The sequence below is a fragment of the Croceivirga sp. JEA036 genome (assembly GCF_011882165.1).
Taxonomy (GTDB): Bacteria; Bacteroidota; Bacteroidia; order Flavobacteriales; family Flavobacteriaceae; genus Croceivirga.
The window spans coordinates 342,031-363,257 of sequence record NZ_JAATON010000002.1 but is presented as its reverse complement, the minus strand read 5'-3'; the positions used below and the strand labels follow the sequence as shown (position 1 = coordinate 363,257).

Here is a 21,227-nt window from a genome sequence, read left to right as displayed (position 1 = left end):
ATAGTTTGAAAAGAGGGGTGTTTCTAGTGCTTAATTCCATTGGTGTTAAGCATTTACTGGTATTGGTGTTTTTGGTGCTTATGGCAACTTCGGCTACAGCTCAAGAACAAGAGCAAGTGCAAGATTCTGTGCAAACGGGAGTTGCGCTTGGCAAGATATTGCTAGAAAATCCAGATAGCATAATTTCTAAATATACCTTTGACCCCAAAATAAATAGGTACGTTTACACGGAAAGTGTGGGCGATTTTAATGTTAATCATCCTATATTTTTAACCCCAGAGCAGTATTATGAGCTGGTCCGCAAGGAAAGCATGAAATCTTATTTTAAAGAGAAGATTGATGCGTATACGGGAAAAAAGGAGGGCTCAGAAGAAGCTAGAAAAAATTTACTGCCTAACTTTTATGTAAATAACAATTTTTTCGAATCCATCTTTGGGGGTAACACTATAGAGGTTATTCCTCAAGGTTCCGTAGCAATGGATTTGGGTGTTATTTGGCAGAAAAACGATAATCCTGCACTTTCTCCCAGAAATAGAACTAATCTTTCGTTTGATTTTGACCAGCGTATTAGTTTGAGTCTTTTAGGAAAGGTTGGGGAGCGTTTGCAGGTGACTGCAAACTATGATACCGAAGCAACATTCGATTTTCAGAATCTTATCAAACTAGATTATACGCCTACAGAAGACGATATTCTAAGAAAAATTGAAATTGGTAATGTTAACATGCCCTTAAATAGCTCCTTAATCACGGGAGCTCAAAGCTTATTCGGGGTCAAAACACAACTGCAGTTTGGGAAAACTACGGTAACGGCTGTTTTTTCTGAACAACGTTCTCAAAACAATACTGTAGTTGCCCAAGGTGGTGGAACTTTAAATGAATTTGCCTTAACGGCCTTGGATTATGATGAAGATAAACACTTTTTCTTAGCACAATACTTTAGAGATAATTATGACAAGGCGCTATCCAATTACCCTTTCATACAAAGCCAAGTACAGATTACTAGATTAGAAGTATGGGTAACGAATCGTACGCAGCAATACATAAATGTTAGAAATATTGTTGCCTTGCAAGATTTGGGTGAGGGGAGAATGGGGCCAGAAGGGCAGGAACGAACTAAAATAGGTAAAGAAGGTACGCCGCCAGCAGGTTTTTTTAATGAAATAGGTAACGGTATTCTACCAGAAAATGGTAATAACGATTTTGATCCTGGTTTGATTAATGAAGGTGGCGCGCTAAATACCGCTATAAGAGATATTGCTACCGTAGAGCAAGGTTTTAATGCGGGAGCACTTGGTGGATACCAGATGTCTCAGGGTGCAGATTATGCTATTTTAGAAAATGCTAGAAAGTTAGAAGTAAATCGTGACTATGTTTTTGACAGTCAATTGGGGTATATCTCCCTTAATCAAAGACTTAGTAATGATGAGGTTTTAGGGGTTGCGTTTCAGTATACCTATCAGGGTGAAGTGTATCAAGTGGGGGAGTTTGCCAATGGCGGGGTAGATGCTACAAGTGTAAGCACTGGGGCTAACGCGATTATTGAAAACAACACCCTTATATTGAAGCTTTTAAAAAGTAATATTACCAATGTAGAGGACCCTATTTGGGATTTGATGATGAAGAACATCTACTCTACAGGGGCTTATCAATTAAGTGAAGAAGATTTTAAATTAAACATTCTTTATACAGACCCTACTCCTAGAAACTATATAACTCCGGTGGATGCATCCACAGGTTGGCCTAGTGGATTGGAAGACCGTATTTTAATTAATGTCTTTAATCTAGATCGCTTAAATGTTTATAATGACGTGCAGCCCGGTGGTGATGGTTTCTTTGACTATATTCCAGGTATCACTGTAGATACGCAAACGGGCCGTATCATTTTTACTAAAGTAGAACCGTTTGGGGAGTACCTATTTAATCTTTTAGAATCAGGTGTAGAAGATTATGCTAATACCAATACCTATAATGCCAATCAACAGAAGTACGTATTCCGTAATATGTACGCCCAGACAAAAGCGGCGTCCTTGCAAGAGGCAGAGAAAAATAGATTTCAATTAAAAGGTAGGTATAAGTCTCAAGGTAATAATGGTATTCCAATAGGTGCTTTTAATGTGCCTCGAGGTTCCGTTAGAGTTACAGCCGGGGGCAGACAATTGCAAGAAGGTATAGATTATACCGTGAATTATGCAGCTGGGACAGTACAAATTTTGGACCCAAGTTTAGAGGCCTCTAATACGCCAATTAATATTTCAGTAGAAAATAATGCCGTATTTGGGCAGCAGACAAGAAGATTCACAGGGGTAAATGTGGAACATAAATTCAATGAGAATTTTGTTTTAGGTGGTACATTACTTAACCTAAATGAGCGTCCTCTAACTCAAAAATCTAATTACGGAGTAGAACCTGTAAATAACACTATATACGGATTTAACGGTAATTTTAGTACAGAGGTTCCGTTCCTTACACGCTTGGCTAATAAATTACCGAATATTGATACCGATGTGCCTTCTAATGTCTCGTTGCGAGGTGAAGTTGCTTTCTTAAAGCCTAATTCTCCTAAAAATGCAGACTTTCAAGGAGAAACAACTACGTATTTAGATGATTTTGAAGGAGCACAAGCCCTGATAGATATACGTTCTTCTTTAGGGTGGAGCTTAGCCAGTCCGCCAGTACAATTTACACAAGGCGTTCAAGATTTAGAAACGGGTTTTCAGCGTGCTAAAATGTCTTGGTACACTATTGACCCTATTTTTTATACCAATCAGCGCCCTGCGGGTATTTCTGATAGCGATATATCTTCTAATGCTACTAGACGGGTATTTATTACAGAGGTTTTTCCGGAGTCAGATATCGCGCAAGGGCAGACAACCGTCCAAGGAACTTTAGATTTGGTGTACTATCCTAATCAAAAAGGACCTTATAACGCAAATTCAGGCTTTGAAGCAGAAGCAGCAGAAGACAAATGGGCAGGTATTATGCGTTCTTTAAGTAGTACTAATTTTGAGCAATCCAACGTGGAATTTGTTCAATTTTGGGTGTTAGATCCTTATATAGACGGAGAAACCGTGAATGGAAATCAAGGGGAATTAGTATTTAACTTGGGAAACATTTCTGAAGATATTTTAAAGGACGGTAGAAAGCAGTATGAAAACGGATTACCTGGGACTGCTAATACAGAAACACCAAGGCAAACCGCTTGGGGGCAAGTACCTTCTACACAAGCTTTAGTTTATGCTTTTGATGCTGATGAAGCGAATAGAACATTGCAGGATTTAGGGTACGATGGTTTAACAGATGCTGATGAAGCTGCAATCTATAACGGTCCGGCAAATGACCCTGCTTTGGATAATTATACGTATTACCTAAATAAAGAGGGTGATATTTTAGAGCGATATATCGATTTTAACAATCCTCAAGGAAACTCGCCTGTGGCGGTTTCTAACACGAATAGAGGGTCTACAACCTTGCCGGACGTAGAAGATGTAGATAGAGACTTAACTATGAATACCATTAATAGTTATTTTGAATATCGTATTCCTATTAAGCCAAATACCACTATTGATGACCAATATGTAACGGATATTAGAGAAGGACAGGCTACAGGTACGCGCGTGCCAGATGGTACGCCACGAAATTACCGTTGGATTCAATATAAAATTCCATTGAGCGAGTTTACGGATGCAGTAGGCGGTATATCAGATTTCCGTTCCATCAGTTTTATGCGTATGTACCTTACCGGTTTTCAGGACGATGTAGTGCTTCGTTTTGCTACCTTAGATTTGGTAAGAGGCGATTGGAGGTCGTATACCAATACATTACAACCAGGTGTGGATGATATCCCAGCAGATGATGGTACTATAGTAGATGTGAACACCGTAAATATTCAGGAAAACGAAACAAGAGACCCAATTCCGTATCGTTTACCGCCTGGGGTTGTTCGTGAACAATTGAATAATAACAATACTATTATTCGTCAAAATGAGCAGTCATTATCCTTCACGGTAGAGAATTTGGAGCCTCAGGACTCTCGTGGGGTATTTAAAAATATCAACATAGATGTTAGGCAGTATGAGCGCATAAAAATGTTCATGCATGCAGAGAAATTATTTAATACGGATTATTCGGATGCTGCTACACCATTGGTGGGCTTTATCAGAATAGGAACAGATTTTTCAGAAAACTTCTATCAAATAGAAAGAGCGTTACAGTTTACACCTTTTGGTACTACAGATGCAGATGGTGTATGGCCAGAAGTAAATGAGATTGATGTAGCCTTGGACGACTTAAATAAAGTTAAATCCCTAAGAATAGCACAACGTGCAGATGGTGTGGCGTTAAATGAACTTCGTTTTTACGAAGTGGTTGATGGTAATGTGGTAGAGGTTGCAGAGTTTTCGCCTAGAACACCCGGCGTTAATAGAATAGGTATTCGTGGTAATCCTTCTTTTGGAAGCATCCGTAGTATGATGGTCGGGGTTAAAAATATAGATGATATCCCAGCTAGAGGAGAAGTTTGGTTTAACGAGCTGCGTTTAGCAGGTCTAGATAATAATGGTGGTTGGGCAGCAATTGCTGCGTTAGACGCTAATATGGCAGATTTTGCTAATGTAAGTGCTACAGCAAGTACAAGTACTTCAGGGTTTGGTTCTATAGACCAAATGCCTAATGAGCGTGCTAGAGAAGATGCCATTTCTTATGATGTGGTAACCAATGTAAATGTGGGGCAATTGTTTCCTAAAAAATGGAATCTACAGCTGCCAATAAACTTCGGCGTTTCAGAGACCTTGATTACGCCAGAGTTTGATCCTGTCTTTGACGATTTAAAACTAGATGATTTAATAGATGCTGCAGATAGCCCAGAATTGGCGGAGCAAACCAGAGAGCAGGCAGAAGATTACACCAAGCGTAGAAGTATAAATCTTATTGGTGTTCGCAAAAATAGAAGCGAAGAAGCGGATGCTAACTTTTATGATATAGAAAACTTTACCTTTAATTATTCTTACAATAAAACCAATCATCGAGATTTTGAAATAGCAGACTTGCAAGATGAAAATGTTACCACAGGTTTTGTCTACAATCATAACTTCAAACCAGCTACCATAGCGCCATTGGCTAAAAAGGATTCCATATTAAACGGTAAGTATTGGCAGTGGTTAAAAGAAATGAACTTCAATTTCTTGCCTACCAGTGTTTCTTTAAATGCTAATTACAACAGGTCTTTTAATCAGCAAAGATTTAGAGATGTGTTAGAGCCCGGAGTAGAAGCCTTAGATTTACCGCTGCTACAACAACGTAATTATCTTTTTAATTGGCAGTACGCATTAAATTATAGCATATCTAAATCACTTCGTTTAAACCTAACCGCATCTAACAATAATATTGTTCGTAATTACTTTAATGTAGACGGTGATACGGAATCTGGAGTTAATGAACTCTTAGATTTATGGGATGGCTTTTTTGATATTGGAGAACCCAATAGGCACGCACAACAGATGCAGCTTAATTATGAACTGCCTTTAGATAAAATTCCGTTTTTAGATTTTGTCAATGCTTCGTATACCTATACCAGTAATTTTGATTGGCAACGTGGTGGTGATGCCTTGGCAGAAGTGGCAAGAGAATCTTTAGGGGACCCTAATGCTCAAATTAACACCGTACAAAATGCCAACACCCATAATTTAACTGCCAATTTAACTATGCAACGTTTTTATGACTTCTTAGGATTAAAAAAGCGTGATGGAAAATTGCCAACTGCTATAGCGGTCAGAGGAGAAAAAGGAAAACAGGCTAAGGACTTAAAGCCTAAAAGTAAGACGGGTAAAGGTATGAATGCGCTTATAGATTTTGTAACTATGGTAAAGCGTGTTAATGTAAGTTACAATGAAAATAATGGTAAAGTTTTACCGGGTTATACCCAATCTATTGGTTTTGTAGGAACCGCAAGGCCAAGTTTAGGGTTTGTCTTTGGTAGTCAGAGCAATGTTAGATTTGAAGCTGCTCGTAAAGGTTGGCTAACTAATTTTACAGAGTTTAACTCTCAGTATATGCAAAACAGTACCAAGAGTTTAAATATTACAGCTACCGCTAATCCAATGCCAGACCTAACTATAGATTTAACAGCAGACAGGAAAATGACCAATAGTTTGCAAGAGAACTACGTTCCAGATTTGTGGAGTCAAGGTCTTAACGGTCTAGTAAACAACATTGGAAATTTTAGTATTTCTACAGTAATGATAGGAACTGCTTTTGGTAAGAGCGATGAATTTGATTCTGAAACGTTTGAAGAGTTTAAGGCTAACAGAAGGGTGATTGCAGACCGTATTGTTAGTGACCGCGGTGCCAATATCAACACGGTGGATGACGATGGTTTCCCTACCGGATATGGTAAAACCAGTCAAGATGTATTATTGCCTGCATTTTTTGCAGCCTATACAGGTCAAGATGCGGAACGCGTAAATTTAGATGCCTTTAGAGAGATACCAATTCCGAATTGGAATTTAAAGTATACCGGTTTAATGAAAAACAGGTGGTTCAAGAAAAAATTCAAAAGGTTTTCATTGCAACACGGCTATAGAGCAGCATATAGTGTAAATAATTTTCAAACTAATTTAGAGCGTGTACAATTATTAACCGATAATGCACCTACCGTAAATGGCGAAACAGGTAATATATTGCCAGAAAATTTAATTGGTAATGTGGTTTTGACAGATGAGTTTAATCCGTTAATGCGTGTAGATTTTGAAATGAAAAATTCCTTAAGTGTACTGGCAGAGGTGCGCACAGATAGAACACTATCTTTGAGTTTTGATAATAGTTTGCTTACAGAAATTAATGGTAAAGAATACACCGTTGGTTTAGGGTATCGTTTTAAAGACGTTCAATTTGTAACCAACATTGGGGGCGAGCGTACCCGTCTAAAAGGCGATTTAAATCTTAAAGCAGACCTTTCTGTAAGGGATAACATCACTATAATACGTAATCTAGATATCGACAACAATCAAATTACCTCAGGTCAAGATTTATGGAGTATAAAGTTTACTGCAGATTATGCGCTAAGTAAAAATCTTAATGCATTATTCTTTTATGACCATTCTTTCTCACAGTTCAAGGTGTCTACCGCATTCCCGCAAACTACCATAAATGCAGGCTTTACCATCAGGTATAACTTTGGTAATTAGGACGATGTAAAAAATAGCATTTAGAATAACTATAAAATTACTTTGTATAGCTACGGAAAACTTTAAATTTGTGTCGACTCTAAAATGGATAAAATGAATATTCCTTCAGAATTAAAGTACACAAAAGACCACGAGTGGGTCAAGATTGATGGTGACACTGCAACCGTAGGTATTACAGATTTTGCGCAAGGCGAATTAGGTGATATTGTTTATGTTGAGGTAGAGACCCTAGACGAGACTTTAGATAAAGATGAAGTCTTTGGAACTGTAGAAGCTGTAAAAACAGTTTCTGACTTGTTTTTGCCACTTTCTGGTGAAATAGTTGCGTTCAATGAAAGCTTAGAAGACGAGCCAGAAAAGGTAAATTCTGATCCATATGGAGAGGGTTGGATGATTAAAGTAAAATTTAACAACCCAGATGAGGTTACACAATTAATGAGTGATGCAGATTACAAGGAACTTGTAGGTGCTTAAGAATAACAAATACACAATTTTAGGAATAAGCTGGTTGGTGTTGGTAACATCTCTCAGCTTATTTTCGTTTTCAACAGATGTAAATACAGGGATAGATATACCCCATTTAGATAAGTTGGTTCACTTTTCTTTCTATTTTGGAGTAGTGCTGCTAGGTTGTCTTAGTTTGTTAGAACAGGGAGCTCAGAATTTAAGTAGAATAGTTAAATATTTAATCATCTTCGCAATTGCATACGGCCTTTTCATAGAAATTTTGCAATATGTAATGCCTTATGATAGAGAGGCAGATATTTTAGACTTTTTGGCTAATAGTTTTGGGGCAATAGTGGCCGGTTTGCTCATTAAAAAGTACCGTTCACTCATTTACCGCATAAAATGAGCCATGAATTTGCCAATATTTTAAATATTTGGTTAAATTAGCCCGTAGGAAAAATCAAAAGAGAATTATGGAACCGAAAAAGAACCCAAAAGCAGATGTAGGTAGGAATAGTGGCCTATACTTTGTCATTGGTCTTGCCCTAGTGATGGCCTTAGTGTATACTGGACTAGAGTGGAAGAAATACGAAGAGACAAACGATTACGATATATCCATGAATGTGGAGGACGATTTGGATGAAGAAGTTCCGATGACGGAGCAGATAAAAACACCACCGCCACCACCACCGCCAGCTGCGCCAGAGGTAATAGAGGTTGTAGAGGATGAAGAAGAGGTAGAAGAAACTGTAATAGAATCTACAGAAACTAGCCAGGAAGAAGAAATCATGGAAGTAGAAGAAGTAGAGGTAGAAGAGGTAGAAGAAGATATTTCTGTTCCTTTTGCGGTAATTGAAGATGTTCCTGTTTTTCCAGGTTGTGAGGGTGCTAGTGATAAAAAAGCTTGTTTTCAAGAGCAAATGCAAAAGCATATCCGTAAAAATTTCCGTTATCCAGAGATTGCTCAAGAAATGGGGATACAAGGTAGAGTTGCGGTAATGTTTACTATACAAAAAGATGGTAGCATCGGTAACATTAGAATGCGTGGGCCAGACAAAAATTTAGAAGCAGAGGCGTTAAGGATTATCAATAAATTACCTAAAATGACACCAGGTAAACAAAGAGGGCGCCCTGTAAAAGTACCTTTTAGTATTCCAATTACTTTTAAGTTACAATAACAAACCAACAATAATTTACAAAAACCCTAGCCTATAAGCTAGGGTTTTTTGTTTCTCTTCTTCTTCAGTTAAATTCCTAGCAGTCATAATTTTTATACTAAGATTGCAAAGAAGGCAACTCCACCGTATCTTTGCAGGCCAATTAGAATAATAAGATGAAGTCTGCCGTAGGCACATTGCAAAATATGAACTGGTCCTTGGTTTTTGCTGATTTTAAAGAGATTACCAAGGTAAGGCTTGCGGTGAGTGTTGTTTTTTCTTCCATTGCAGGCTACTGTTTAGGTGCAGAAACAATTAATTTCTTTCATTTGTTATACCTAGCAACAGGAGGTTATTGTATGGTGGGTGCCTCCAACGCTTATAATCAGGTCATAGAAAGAGATTTAGATGCGCTAATGAAGCGTACTAAAAACAGGCCGTTACCCGCAGGGCGTATGTCTGTGAATGTTGCAATGACTATCGCCATTACGCTTACAATTTTGGGTGTTTTCTTATTGTATCAGCTGAATCCTAAGACAGCCTTGTTTGGTGCAATATCTATCTTTTTATATACTAGTGTATACACTCCATTAAAAACGATTACTCCACTAGCGGTGTTTGTAGGGGCAATACCTGGGGCAATACCTTTTATGCTTGGGTGGGTTGCTGCCACAAATGATTTTGGAATTGAACCCGGTACTTTATTTATGATACAATTCTTTTGGCAATTTCCACACTTTTGGGCATTGGGTTGGATGCTAGATGAAGATTATAGCAAAGGTGGATTTAAAATGTTGCCAACGGGTAAAAAAGATGCTAGTACCGCATTGCAAATTATACTTTATACCATTTGGATGATTGTAATTTCTGTAATTCCAGTATTTGGTTTTACTGGGAGATTATCGTTATCTGTGCCAGCTGCGATTGTTGTTTTCTTAATGGGAATGGTTATGTTGATTTTTGCCTTTAAGCTATACGAGAAAAAAGATAATGTGTCTGCAAGAAAACTAATGCTAGCAAGTGTAAGTTATATTACGTTGATGCAGCTAGTTTATGTTGCAGATAAATTTTTGCAATAAAAAGAAAATTATGGATTTAACACAAGGAACCAATAAGGAGAAGAATGCAAGAGCAAAGAAAATGATGCTTTGGTTTGGTATTGTTAGTCTTATTATGGGTTTTGCAGGTTGGACAAGTGCTTACATAGTTAGTAGTAAGCGTAAAGATTGGTTACAAACTGTAGAGCTGCCGCAATTGTTTTTGGTAAGTACTACTGTAATTGTATTGAGTAGTTTAACTTTTGTATTGGCTAGAATGGCAATGAAGAAGGGGGCAACAAAAATGGTTACAGCATGGCTGTTAGTTACTTTTGGGTTGGGTATTGCCTTTATTGTTTTGCAATTTTTAGGCTTTAATGAAATGATTATGGAGTACGGTTACCGTTTTACGGGGCCTACTAGTAATATTAAAATGTCTTACGTATACTTAATAGCTGCTGTGCACATTGTGCACGTGGTGGCTGGTTTGTTAGTGCTCTTGGTGGTTACAATCAATCACTTAAGGGCTAAGTATACACCAGAAGACCATTTAGGTTTAGAGTTGGGTGCTATGTTTTGGCACTTCTTAGATTTTTTGTGGGTTTACTTGGTACTCTTTATGTACTTTGTAAAATAAAAGCCAAAACTTAAAGTTTTACCTATCGGAGACTTTTAGAAAAGTGTAAAAGGTGTATTTTTGCTAAAGTTTTATTAAAACGGAAATTTTATATGGAAACAACGGTAACGACCGGAACGGAAGATAGTGTTTGGGGAGGCGGTAATAAGCCACTAGGTGCTAGCTACGGTAAAATGATGATGTGGTTCTTTATTGTTTCAGATGCGCTTACGTTCTCTGGATTCTTGGCCGCATACGGATTCTCTAGATTTAAATTCATTGAAACCTGGCCTATAGCCGATGAGGTTTTTACGCATGTGCCGTTCTTTCATGGAAATTATCCCATGATTTATGTTGCATTTATGACCTTTATTTTAATCATGTCTTCCGTAACCATGGTGTTAGCGGTAGATGCGGGTCATAAAATGAAGCAAAACAAAGTAATCGTTTACATGTTCTTAACCATTATAGGCGGTGCAATCTTTGTTGGTTCACAGGCGTGGGAATGGGCTACTTTTATTAAAGGAGATTACGGAGCGTTGGAAACTAAAGGGGGTAGAATTCTTCAGTTTGTTGACGCTACCAATGATAATAAGAGAATTGCAATAGGTGATTTTGCTAAAGCGATTCCTGGGGAGCGTGTAACCCATACCAATGATAAAGGTGTTTGGTACGAAGGCGAATCAGAGCTAACTACCTTTTCTTTAACAGAAGTTGTAGAAGGTTTAAAAGCCAATCCTAATGTTTTAATCCGTACGGAGCAAATTAATGAAGAAGGTGAAAAAACCATCTTAAATAGAACAGAGACCTTAGAAAAGGTAAACCAGGCAGTACGTGTTGTAGAGGGTGCTAATCTAATTCGTAACGAATACGGTAGCCGCCTATTTGCAGACTTTTTCTTTTTTATCACTGGTTTTCACGGTTTCCACGTATTCTCCGGTGTAGTACTGAATGTAATTATTTTCTTAAATGTAGTTATCGGTACGTACGAGAGAAGAGGACATTATGAGATGGTAGAGAAAGTAGGTCTTTATTGGCACTTTGTAGATTTAGTTTGGGTATTTGTATTTACCTTCTTCTACTTAGTATAATTAAAATAGAGTTTAAGCAAAGCGATAAAAGCATATATAATGGGTCACGAACATAAATTAGAAATATTTAGAGGAGCTTTAAAATTTAAGTCTAACGTTCAGAAAATTTGGGGCGTACTTATTTTCCTTTCCATTGTAACAGCAGTAGAAGTAGTTTTAGGTATTTACAAGCCAGACTTTTTAATGGATACCTATGTGCTAGATATGAAATTATTAAATTGGATTTTCATCATCTTAACTATTGTAAAAGCATATTATATTGCTTGGGATTTTATGCACTTAAGAGATGAAAAAAGTGCCTTACGTAGAGCTATTGTATGGACACCAATTTTCCTAATTTCTTATTTGGTGTTTATTTTGTTGTTTGAGGCGACATATATCTATGATGTATTTAAAAACGGATTCTTGTCTTGGAACTTCTAGTTTTAGGATATTAATAATATAATAAGGGCGGTTTTAAGACCGCCTCTTTTTATTTTTGTACTCTAGTTTTTAACCAGTTTTAGGGATATAAGATTGGTAATTTGCTGCTTGTTATGAAAAAGACTTTTGTACTTATTGTTTTATTTGTGCTGCCTTTAGTGGCGTATTTATTCTTTGCTTCTGGAGTCAATAATTTTGGGCGTTTACCAGTATTACAAGAGAATGTAGAGGATGTTGCTGTAATCGCTGATAGTATTCAATTTAAAAGTAAGATAACTATCCTTGGATTTTTGGGCGTTGATGTTGCCTCTAAAAGCGCAAATGCTTTCAATTTAAATCAAAAAATTTACAAACGGTTTTCAGAGTTTAAGGATTTTCAATTTGTTATGCTAGTTCCAAAAGGGCAAGAGGCAGCGGTAAATTCTTTAAAAGAAGAGCTTGGTAAGCTTTCTGAGATTGATAAATGGAACTTTGTCTTTGCGGATGCTAAAGAAGTCATAGCAATCTTTAATAGTTTAAATAGCAATTTGAAGTTAGATGAGGATTTAGGATCCAATTACGTATTTATAGTAGACAAAGATGCTAATCTACGAGGTAGAAAAGACGATGAGGATGAAGGAACTAAATATGGGTATAACGCTACTTCTGTCGCGGAGTTGAATAATAAAATGGAGGATGATGTAAAGATTATCCTTGCAGAATATAGATTAGCACTAAAAAAGAACAATGCCACAAGGAGCAAGTAATAAGAAGAAATACACTTATGTCTGGGTTTCTACCATTGTATTGGTGTTTGGAATCTTTGCTGTGTATGAGATTACAAAAAGAATAAAAGACGGTACAGTTGTAGAAAACGATAGAATGGCGGGTACTGCGATTGAAGAGCCGTTGAGTTTTATAGTAAACAACGGTACAAAACGTAAGGTACCATCGTTTTCTTTTTACAATCAAGATAGTGTTCTAGTGACTAACAAAGATTATTTGGGTAAAGTGTATGTAGTGGATTTCTTTTTTACTACCTGCCCAACAATTTGCCCAATAATGACCTCTAATTTGGTAGAAATACAAGATAAATTTGGGGATAAGGACAAATTTGGAATTGCTTCCTTTAGTATAAATCCCAGATACGATACTCCAGAACGTTTAAGGGCGTATGCAGAAAAGTATGGGATAACAGATAAGGATTGGAATTTTATGACGGGGCAACAAGAGCAGATACATCAATTAGCATCAGAAGGTTTTTATATTATGGCTGATGAAGTGGAAGATGCACCTGGTGGTTTTGAACATAGTGGCATGTTTGCTTTGGTAGATAAAAACGGATACTTGCGCTCTAGAGTAGATGCATTTGGGAATCCTATTATTTACTATCGTGGAACCATTACAGAAAAGCAGGGCGTTAATAAGGAAGGTGAAACCCAGCAAATAACAATGCTAAAAGAAGATATTAATAAATTATTATTAGAGTAATGGAGGATGTAGCAGTTAAGGAAAAGAGAATTAAATTGTGGATTACCATTTTATCCATAGTGATTCCTGTTGTAGTTGCCGTGCTATTTAGGTATCGTATACCTAACGTAGCACCTTTATCCTTTTTGCCGCCTATTTATGCAAGTATTAATGGTCTTACAGCAATATTTCTAGTGTGGGCTGTTATAGCTATAAAAAAAGGAAACCAAAAGTTACACCAGAATTTAATGACAAGCTGTATTGCATTTTCATTATTGTTCTTGGTAATGTATGTAGCATATCATATGACATCAGATTCAACCCCTTTTGGCGGAGTAGGAGCAATCAAATACATTTATCTATTCATACTAGCTACTCATATAATTTTATCCATAGCAATTATTCCACTGGTTTTAATTACATACAGTAAGGCTTACTTACAAGACTTTAGAGCGCATAGGAAATGGGCCAAAATTACATTTCCTATTTGGTTGTATGTGGCAGTAACAGGTGTAGTAGTATATATAATGATAGCTCCTTATTACGTGTAGATGAAGTGGAAAGTTATCATCATATTAGGACTCATATTGCTCTTTGTGCCAGAAGTAGCAGAAGCACAATGTGCCATGTGTAGAGCTGCCTTGGAGAGCGAAACTGATAATAGTCAAGCAGAAGGTATTAACAACGGTATTGTTTACTTAATGGCTATTCCCTACATCTTGGTAGGAGGACTGTTTTTCTTTATTTACAGAAAAATGCGCGGAAAATCTGCATAAATTACTACGGAACTGTAACAATTTGGTTGGATAGTAGTCCTATAGAAGTACGGAAACGTATTTCATCAATCAAAAAACCAATCAAATGTTCGATATCGAAAGGTGGCAAGAAATCTTCGATACCCTAAGAAAGAATAAACTTCGTTCTTTCTTAACCGGGATATCCGTGGCCTCTGGCATTTTCATTTTAGTCATTTTATTAGGTTTTGGTCAAGGCATGCGTAATGGCATTGAGCAAGAGTTTAAGCAAGATGCTGCTACCAGTATTTGGGTTTGGCCAGGAACCACCAGCAAAGAGTTTAAAGGAATGAATCCCGGTAGGCGTATTCGTTTGAACAATGAAAATTACGCCAATTCAGTTGCGCTATTTCAAAACGATTTAGAATTTAATAGCCCTCGAATTTTTGTCAATGACGTTGCTGTAAACTATGGCCAAGAATCCCTTGTGTATGGAATTCAGGGCGTAAGTGCTAATTTTCAGTTCATAGAAAACGCCAAAATGGTAGAAGGCCGGTTTATAAATCCGCAAGACGAAGCGGAAACCGCTAAGGTGGCGGTAATCGGTAGAAAGATTAGAACAGACGTATTTACAGAAGTATCTTCTCCTCTAGGAGAATATATTGAGCTTTCAGGCATCCCTTTTAAAATTATTGGCGTCTATAAAGAATATGAAGATAGGGAAGAGGAACGGATTTATATTCCTATTTCTGCTGCTCAGAAAGTGTTTAATGGTGGGGACATTGTAAATAATATGGCGTTTACCTTGCCGCCGCAAGAAGATTTTGAAACGGCAGTTAGTGAAGCGATAAGGTTTAAAGCAGGTTTAAAAACGTATCTACAACAAGTACATACCATAGCTCCAGACGATACCAGTGGTATTGATGTTTGGAGCGCGATGGAAGAAGCCAAACGTTATTATGGTTTAACCAATAACATTAAAATATTTTTCTGGTTTGTAGGCGTTTGCACGATTATAGCGGGTGTAGTAGGGGTGAGTAACATAATGCTTATTGTGGTTAAAGAAAGAACCAAAGAAATTGGCATACGTAAAGCACTTGGTGCAAAGCCGTGGTCTATTGTTGGTATGATTTTACACGAGGCCATTTTTGTGACGGCAATCTCTGGTTTTGGAGGATTAATTTTTAGCATGGCTTTATTAGAAATGGTTGGCCCACATATAGAGATAGATTACGTTTTAAACCCTTCTGTAAATTTTAACGTAGCCTTTACTACAGTAATTGTTCTTGTATTGGCAGGAACTATTGCAGGCTTTTTCCCTGCGTGGAAAGCGGCCAAAGTACACACTATAGAAGCACTTAGAGACGAATAGCTATGTTGAACAGAGACCGTTGGAAAGAAATTTTAGAGGTTCTAACCAGTAATTGGTTTAGAACACTGCTTACCGCTTTTGGAGTGTTTTGGGGTATTTTTATTTTGATAGTGTTGCTTGCCGCAGGCAAAGGGTTAGAGAATGGTATTAGGAGTGATTTTGGAGATATTGCCACCAATACCATGTTTATGTGGACCAGAAGAACCACCAAGCCTTTTGAAGGTTTGCCAAAAGATAGAAGGTTTGAGTTTAAACGTAGCGATGTTCAAGCCATAAGGGACAATGTGCCTCATCTTCGTTTTATATCACCGCGTAATCAATTAGGTGGTTTTAATGGGGGTGGAAATAATGTGGTTCGTGGATTACAAGCCGGTGCTTATAATGTTTATGGCGATTATCCAGAGATTATAAATCAGGACCCAATGACTGTAACTTCAGGTAGATTTATTAATTATAACGACCTAGAAGAAAATAGAAAGGTGGCTGTAATTGGTCTTGGCGTTAAAAATGATTTGTACAGCAAGGACGAAGAGGTTTTAGGAACCTACATCAAAATTCAGGGCGTGAATTTTATGGTCGTTGGTACGTACAAGAAAAACTCTAGCAATGGTGGGGAAGAGGCACAAAAGGAAATATTTGTTCCTTTTACCGCCTTCTCTCAGGCATTTAATATGGGCGAGACTGTTGGCTGGATGGCGATTACAGCAGAAGACGGTCATTCTATTTCCGTATTAAAGGAAGACATTATCAGCTTAATGAAGCAAAACCACAAAGTGCATCCAGAAGATAATAGGGCGGTTGGGTATTTTGATTTATACCAACAATACAACCGAGTAGAAAGTCTGTTTGCGGGCATCCGTTGGATAGCGATAATAGTTGGGACATTCGTTTTGCTTTCTGGTATAATTGGCGTGAGCAACATTATGTTAATTGTAGTTAAAGAAAGAACAAAAGAAATCGGTATTCGCCGTGCACTAGGAGAATCGCCTATATCTATAAAAAAGCAAATCTTAATGGAATCTATTTTCTTAACGCTCATTTCTGGGATGACGGGTATCATTTTTGGAGCGTTGGCAATTTACGGCATTAATGCACTATTAGACAGCGTGGGGCCGGTAGATATGTTTTTAAATCCAAGTGTCAGCTTACAAGTGGTTATTGGTGCTTTAACGGTATTGGTTATAGCAGGATTATTGGCAGGGTTTTTACCAGCTAACGCTGCTATAAAAGTAAGACCTATAGAGGCGCTAAGAACAGAATAAACAACAAAAGCACAATCAAAAAGAAGAATAAAAATGAAAAAATCAGTAACTATAATCATACTAGCGGCCATAGTTTTAGGCTTTTCTGGGGCTATGTATTATTTGTATTCTAAAAACGCGGAAGACCCAGTAGTCTATCAAACAGAGGAGCCTACCAAGCAAACTATTGTCAAAAAAACGGTGGCAACGGGTAGTATTTTGCCCTTAGAAGAAGTGCTTATAAAACCCAATATTTCTGGAGTGATAGAAGAAGTATTTGTAGAAGGAGGTGATTATGTAAAAACGGGCGATTTGCTAGCAAAAATAAAAGTGGTTCCTAATTTAAGTGCAGTAAATGATGCTAGAGATGCAATAGACCGAGCAAAAATAGACTTGGATGACCAAAAAAGAAATTGGGAACGCCAACAGACCCTATTTGATAAAGGAGTTATTTCTAAAACAGATTTAGAACGGGCAGAGGTAAGCTACCATCAAGCTAAACAATCGTATAACGCGGCTACTAAAAGATATGATATTGTAAGAACAGGTACAGCAAGTGGCTATGGCAACCAAGCGAATACCTTAATAAGGTCTACCGTAAACGGAATGGTCTTAGATGTGCCGGTAGAGAAAGGAAACCAAGTGATAGAAAGTAATAATTTCAATGAAGGGACAACCATCGCTGCCATCGCAGATGTAGAAAAAATGATTTTTGAAGGGAAGGTAGATGAGTCAGAAGTTGGTAAAATTAGGGAGAACTTACCTTTAGAAATTACTGTTGGTGCCATAGAAGACCAGGTTTTTAATGCCGTCTTAGATTATATAGCTCCAAAAGGCGTGGAAGAAAATGGAGCGATACAGTTTGAAATTAAAGGAACCTTAACCAAACAAGACACCACATTTATTAGGGCAGGGTTAAGTGCAAATGCCTCTATTATTTTAGCTAAAGCAGATAGTGTGTTGGCAGTAAAAGAAGCGTTAGTACAATTTGATCAAAAAACCAAGAAACCTTATGTAGAGGTAGCCACAGGCGCGCAGCAATTTGAGCGTAGAGATGTAGAATTAGGTATTAGTGATGGTATACATGTAGAGGTAAAATCTGGTATCCATAAGGGAGATAAGGTAAAGGTGTGGAACAACGTAGAAGATGATATGGGAGCAATGTAAGCTTTAACATAATTTTCACCTTTACCGTGTAACAAAAGATATAATCAGTAGTCAAATAACATATAGCGAGCCAAATAGCAAATTAACCAATCATGATAGAAATCAAGGACCTTCATAAATCTTACCGTATGGGGAGCAATTCCCTTCACGTTTTAAAAGGAATCAATTTTAATGTAGAAGAGGGGGAGCTCGTTGCTATAATGGGTTCGTCGGGTTCTGGTAAATCCACACTATTGAATATTCTTGGGATGCTAGATGGTGCAGATAGTGGAGAATATCATTTAGATGGTGTGCCTATTAAAGATTTAAATGAAACCAAAGCAGCACAATACCGTAATAAATTCTTGGGCTTCATTTTTCAATCTTTCAACCTTATCAATTATAAAACTGCCGCAGAGAATGTAGCTCTGCCTTTATACTATCAAAAAGTAGCTCGTAAAGAAAGACAACAAAAATCTATTTCTTATTTAGAAAAAGTGGGATTAAAAAACTGGGCGCATCACTTGCCTAGTGAACTTTCTGGAGGGCAAAAACAGCGTGTGGCTATTGCCAGAGCGTTAGCAGCTGAACCCAAGGTGTTATTAGCAGATGAGCCAACGGGAGCTTTGGATAGTAAAACGTCTTATGAAGTAATGGATTTAATCCAAAAAATTAATGATGAGGGTAATACCATTTTGGTGGTTACACACGAAGAAGATATCGCTCATATGTGTAAACGTATTGTACACTTAAAAGATGGTGTTATTGTAGAGGATAAAAAAGTAGAACAAGTTAGAGCCGCGCAGTATGTTCAGTAGAGATACTTGGAAAGAAATATTTGAGGCAATGAGCAAAAATAAGCTCAGGACCTTTCTTACTGGTTTTACCGTTGCTTTGGGTATTTTCATTTTTGTAACCCTATTTGGAATGGGTAATGGTTTGCAGAACACGTTCAATGAATTTTTTGGACAAGATGCTGTTAATGTATTAAGAATTTATCCTTCACAAACAACACTGCCTTACGGTGGTTACAAAGCTAAAAGACAAATAGAGTTTGTAAATGATGACTTGGAAGCTATTGCAAAAGAATTTGCTCCTTTTATAGATTATATGTCGCCACAAATTAATAATGGAGGTACGGTAACCTATAAAAATGAGTCGGATAATTACTCTAATAGAGGGGTTGGACCAGGAATGCAATGGGCTGAGAAAAATATTTTAATGAAGGGTAGATACATTAACAATAAAGATATTAGAGACAGAACCAAAGTTGCAGTAATTGGTAGAATGGTTGAAAAAGACCTGTTTAATGGTGAGAACCCTATTGGAGAATACATTGCAATGGGAGAAAGTGTGTTTAGGGTAGTAGGTGTTTACCAAGATGATGGTGGTGATAATGAAGAAAGATACATATACATACCGTTTACCACACGCCAATTAATAGAAGGTAATAATGATAAGCTAGGCCAAATTATTATTGGGTTTAAAGAATCTTTGGGTTACACAGGTGCAATGAACTTTCAAAACAAGTTAGATGCCTTTATGCGTCAAAAAAAAGTTATAAGTCCTAAAGACCCTAGAGGTATTTTTATACAGAATATTGCAGATCAATTAAAACAAAATCAACAATTTGCCGGAGCCTTACAATTAATTATATCTGCCATAGCATTCGCGGTAATTATTTCTGGGGTTATTGGTATAAGTAATATAATGGTGTTCGTGGTAAAAGAGCGTACCAAAGAAATTGGTATACGTAAGGCAATGGGCGCAACACCTAGAATAATAACTAGTGGGATTATGTTAGAATCTATATTCATAACTGCAGTTTTTGGATTTCTTGGCTTGCTAATCGGTATTATTGTTCTAAATACCATTACTGGAGATACTTTAAAGGACGATTATTTTATTACCAAGCCCAGTATCAACTTAAGTCTAGCATTTTTTGTAACAATTCTGTTAGTGATTTGTGGAGCAATAGCTGCATTTGTACCTGCAAGACGAGCAGCAAGAATTAAACCTATTGTGGCCTTAAGAGACGAATAGTATGAAACAGTTATTTGATAGAGACACATGGATAGAGATATTTCAATCAATTAGAAAAAATAGGTTAAGAACCTTTTTGACTATGATTGGGGTTTTTATAGGAATATATATTTACATAGGTTTATCTGGTGCGGCTAACGGTTTACAAAATGGGTTCGAAAGAGAGTTTAAAACTATCGCAAGAAATAGCATGTTTGTATGGGCGCAACAAACCAGTATGCCCTATAGTGGTTTTAAAACAGGGAGACAGATTCAATTAAAACTTAGTGATGCGGAAACTCTAAAAAAACAAATTCCAGAAATTGAGGCAATTGCACCTCGTAACGTACAAGGGATTTTTGGGTCTAATCCAGGAGTTATCACTAGAGGTTTAAAATCAGGAAATTATTCAGTTTTTGGAGATTTTCCCGAGTTCACAAAAATAGCTACTAAGCGTATTTATGATGGAGGAAGGTTTATTAATGATGAGGATATTGAGCAAGAAAGAAAAGTATGTGTTATAGGAGAAAGAACTCAAAAAGAACTTTTTGATGATGAAGAAAATTCAATTGGTGGATATATTGAAATTGATGGCGTAAATTTTCAGGTGGTTGGTGTGCATAAATTCGCTGGTGGTGGCCCGTTTGATAATGATTCAGATATATTTATTCCCTTTACAACTTTTAGAAAATTATATAATACGGGAGACAATGTATCTTGGTTTACCATTGCTGCTTATGATAATGCTAATGTTATTGAAGTTGAAAAAGATATTAAAGCAACTTTAAGAAGAATTCACCAAACACATCCGCAAGATGAAAAGGCAATAGGTTCTTTCAATTTAGGAGAAATGTTTAATAAGATTTTTGGTTTTTCTGATGGTTTAATTTTTTTATCACTCGTTGTTGGCATTGCCACCATTTTAGCTGGTGTAATAGGAATTGGCAATATTTTGTTAATCTCAGTAAAAGAACGAACAAAAGAATTGGGAGTAAGAAGAGCTTTAGGTGCAACGCCTAGTGAGGTGAGAAATCAAATTATAATAGAAGCCTTGGTGCTTATACTGTTAGCTGGAATAATTGGAATCATCCTAGGGGCTGCGACCTTAAAATTAATCGATTCTTTAACTGGCGGGGGTGATTTTCCATATACCAACCCAACGGTACCCATACCTTACGTGTTAGGATCTCTAATGCTAATGATAATATTAGGAATATTAATTGGATTAATACCAGCTCAACGTGCTGTAAGTATAAGACCAATTGATGCCCTACGAGAAGAGTAACAAAAACAAATAACGAAACTAAATAA

The 21,227-nt window shown here is 37.1% G+C and carries 18 protein-coding genes; all 18 read left to right on the top strand.

Features of this window, described 5'->3' with window-relative positions:
• Nucleotides 1–5 precede the first annotated feature (5 nt).
• Nucleotides 6–7,181 carry a cell surface protein SprA gene (gene sprA, locus HCO57_RS06465; RefSeq protein ID WP_410492684.1) on the top strand — a complete coding sequence of 2,392 codons (7,176 nt, stop codon included), beginning with the start codon at nucleotides 6–8 and terminating at the stop codon, nucleotides 7,179–7,181.
• A 93-nt stretch (nucleotides 7,182–7,274) separates the two neighbouring features.
• Nucleotides 7,275–7,655, top strand: coding sequence for a glycine cleavage system protein GcvH (gcvH, locus tag HCO57_RS06460; RefSeq protein WP_136949480.1), 381 nt, complete (start codon nucleotides 7,275–7,277; stop codon nucleotides 7,653–7,655).
• Nucleotides 7,648–8,034 (top strand): VanZ family protein, encoded by a 387-nt coding sequence (locus HCO57_RS06455; RefSeq protein ID WP_167988340.1) that lies wholly within the window; start codon nucleotides 7,648–7,650, stop codon nucleotides 8,032–8,034. The genes gcvH and HCO57_RS06455 overlap by 8 nt, the downstream gene beginning before the upstream one ends.
• 67 nt (nucleotides 8,035–8,101) lie before the next feature.
• On the top strand, nucleotides 8,102–8,806 hold the full coding sequence (locus HCO57_RS06450) for an energy transducer TonB (RefSeq protein WP_136949482.1): 705 nt from the start codon (nucleotides 8,102–8,104) through the stop codon (nucleotides 8,804–8,806).
• A 155-nt stretch (nucleotides 8,807–8,961) separates the two neighbouring features.
• The gene (gene cyoE, locus HCO57_RS06445) at nucleotides 8,962–9,864 is read left to right on the top strand and encodes a heme o synthase (RefSeq protein ID WP_167988339.1); all 903 of its coding nucleotides are present in this window, start codon (nucleotides 8,962–8,964) and stop codon (nucleotides 9,862–9,864) included.
• 10 nt (nucleotides 9,865–9,874) lie between these two features.
• A complete protein-coding gene (locus HCO57_RS06440; RefSeq protein ID WP_167988338.1) occupies nucleotides 9,875–10,459 on the top strand; it encodes a heme-copper oxidase subunit III in 585 nt (194 codons plus the stop codon).
• A 92-nt stretch (nucleotides 10,460–10,551) separates the two neighbouring features.
• Complete coding sequence (locus HCO57_RS06435; protein ID WP_136949485.1) at nucleotides 10,552–11,529, top strand: cytochrome c oxidase subunit 3; 978 nt, start codon at nucleotides 10,552–10,554, stop codon at nucleotides 11,527–11,529.
• A 39-nt stretch (nucleotides 11,530–11,568) separates the two neighbouring features.
• Complete coding sequence (locus HCO57_RS06430; protein ID WP_136949486.1) at nucleotides 11,569–11,952, top strand: cytochrome C oxidase subunit IV family protein; 384 nt, start codon at nucleotides 11,569–11,571, stop codon at nucleotides 11,950–11,952.
• 113 nt (nucleotides 11,953–12,065) lie between these two features.
• Nucleotides 12,066–12,698, top strand: coding sequence for a hypothetical protein (locus tag HCO57_RS06425; protein WP_167988337.1), 633 nt, complete (start codon nucleotides 12,066–12,068; stop codon nucleotides 12,696–12,698).
• Complete coding sequence (locus HCO57_RS06420) at nucleotides 12,679–13,422, top strand: SCO family protein (protein ID WP_167988336.1); 744 nt, start codon at nucleotides 12,679–12,681, stop codon at nucleotides 13,420–13,422. The genes HCO57_RS06425 and HCO57_RS06420 overlap by 20 nt, the downstream gene beginning before the upstream one ends.
• Nucleotides 13,422–13,952, top strand: coding sequence for a DUF420 domain-containing protein (locus HCO57_RS06415; protein WP_167988335.1), 531 nt, complete (start codon nucleotides 13,422–13,424; stop codon nucleotides 13,950–13,952). Before HCO57_RS06420 ends, HCO57_RS06415 begins: the two co-directional genes overlap by 1 nt.
• Nucleotides 13,953–14,177, top strand: a complete 225-nt coding sequence (locus HCO57_RS06410) for a hypothetical protein (protein WP_167988334.1) — start codon at nucleotides 13,953–13,955, stop codon at nucleotides 14,175–14,177.
• Nucleotides 14,178–14,262: 85 nt separating this feature from the next.
• Nucleotides 14,263–15,507 (top strand): ABC transporter permease, encoded by a 1,245-nt coding sequence (locus tag HCO57_RS06405; protein ID WP_167988333.1) that lies wholly within the window; start codon nucleotides 14,263–14,265, stop codon nucleotides 15,505–15,507.
• Between the two features lie 2 nt (nucleotides 15,508–15,509).
• Nucleotides 15,510–16,769, top strand: coding sequence for an ABC transporter permease (locus HCO57_RS06400; protein WP_167988332.1), 1,260 nt, complete (start codon nucleotides 15,510–15,512; stop codon nucleotides 16,767–16,769).
• Nucleotides 16,770–16,802: 33 nt separating this feature from the next.
• Nucleotides 16,803–17,915, top strand: a complete 1,113-nt coding sequence (locus HCO57_RS06395) for an efflux RND transporter periplasmic adaptor subunit (protein WP_167988331.1) — start codon at nucleotides 16,803–16,805, stop codon at nucleotides 17,913–17,915.
• A gap of 92 nt (nucleotides 17,916–18,007) precedes the next feature.
• Nucleotides 18,008–18,712 (top strand): ABC transporter ATP-binding protein, encoded by a 705-nt coding sequence (locus HCO57_RS06390; protein ID WP_167988330.1) that lies wholly within the window; start codon nucleotides 18,008–18,010, stop codon nucleotides 18,710–18,712.
• Entirely contained in the window at nucleotides 18,702–19,937 is a 1,236-nt protein-coding gene (locus tag HCO57_RS06385) for an ABC transporter permease (protein ID WP_167988329.1), read from the top strand. The genes HCO57_RS06390 and HCO57_RS06385 overlap by 11 nt, the downstream gene beginning before the upstream one ends.
• Before the next feature lies 1 nt (nucleotide 19,938).
• The gene (locus tag HCO57_RS06380; RefSeq protein WP_167988328.1) at nucleotides 19,939–21,201 is read left to right on the top strand and encodes an ABC transporter permease; all 1,263 of its coding nucleotides are present in this window, start codon (nucleotides 19,939–19,941) and stop codon (nucleotides 21,199–21,201) included.
• Nucleotides 21,202–21,227: the final 26 nt, after the last annotated feature.

Excerpts from the sequence above, each read along its gene's own strand:
- gcvH (WP_136949480.1), top strand. The coding sequence starts at position 7,275 with ATGAATATTCCTTCAGAATTAAAGTACACAAAAGACCACGAGTGGGTC.
- HCO57_RS06450 (WP_136949482.1), top strand. The coding sequence starts at position 8,102 with ATGGAACCGAAAAAGAACCCAAAAGCAGATGTAGGTAGGAATAGTGGC.
- cyoE (WP_167988339.1), top strand. The coding sequence starts at position 8,962 with ATGAAGTCTGCCGTAGGCACATTGCAAAATATGAACTGGTCCTTGGTT.
- HCO57_RS06440 (WP_167988338.1), top strand. The coding sequence starts at position 9,875 with ATGGATTTAACACAAGGAACCAATAAGGAGAAGAATGCAAGAGCAAAG.
- HCO57_RS06435 (WP_136949485.1), top strand. The coding sequence starts at position 10,552 with ATGGAAACAACGGTAACGACCGGAACGGAAGATAGTGTTTGGGGAGGC.
- HCO57_RS06430 (WP_136949486.1), top strand. The coding sequence starts at position 11,569 with ATGGGTCACGAACATAAATTAGAAATATTTAGAGGAGCTTTAAAATTT.
- HCO57_RS06425 (WP_167988337.1), top strand. The coding sequence starts at position 12,066 with ATGAAAAAGACTTTTGTACTTATTGTTTTATTTGTGCTGCCTTTAGTG.
- HCO57_RS06420 (WP_167988336.1), top strand. The coding sequence starts at position 12,679 with ATGCCACAAGGAGCAAGTAATAAGAAGAAATACACTTATGTCTGGGTT.
- HCO57_RS06415 (WP_167988335.1), top strand. The coding sequence starts at position 13,422 with ATGGAGGATGTAGCAGTTAAGGAAAAGAGAATTAAATTGTGGATTACC.
- HCO57_RS06410 (WP_167988334.1), top strand. The coding sequence starts at position 13,953 with ATGAAGTGGAAAGTTATCATCATATTAGGACTCATATTGCTCTTTGTG.
- HCO57_RS06405 (WP_167988333.1), top strand. The coding sequence starts at position 14,263 with ATGTTCGATATCGAAAGGTGGCAAGAAATCTTCGATACCCTAAGAAAG.
- HCO57_RS06400 (WP_167988332.1), top strand. The coding sequence starts at position 15,510 with ATGTTGAACAGAGACCGTTGGAAAGAAATTTTAGAGGTTCTAACCAGT.
- HCO57_RS06395 (WP_167988331.1), top strand. The coding sequence starts at position 16,803 with ATGAAAAAATCAGTAACTATAATCATACTAGCGGCCATAGTTTTAGGC.
- HCO57_RS06390 (WP_167988330.1), top strand. The coding sequence starts at position 18,008 with ATGATAGAAATCAAGGACCTTCATAAATCTTACCGTATGGGGAGCAAT.
- HCO57_RS06385 (WP_167988329.1), top strand. The coding sequence starts at position 18,702 with ATGTTCAGTAGAGATACTTGGAAAGAAATATTTGAGGCAATGAGCAAA.
- HCO57_RS06380 (WP_167988328.1), top strand. The coding sequence starts at position 19,939 with ATGAAACAGTTATTTGATAGAGACACATGGATAGAGATATTTCAATCA.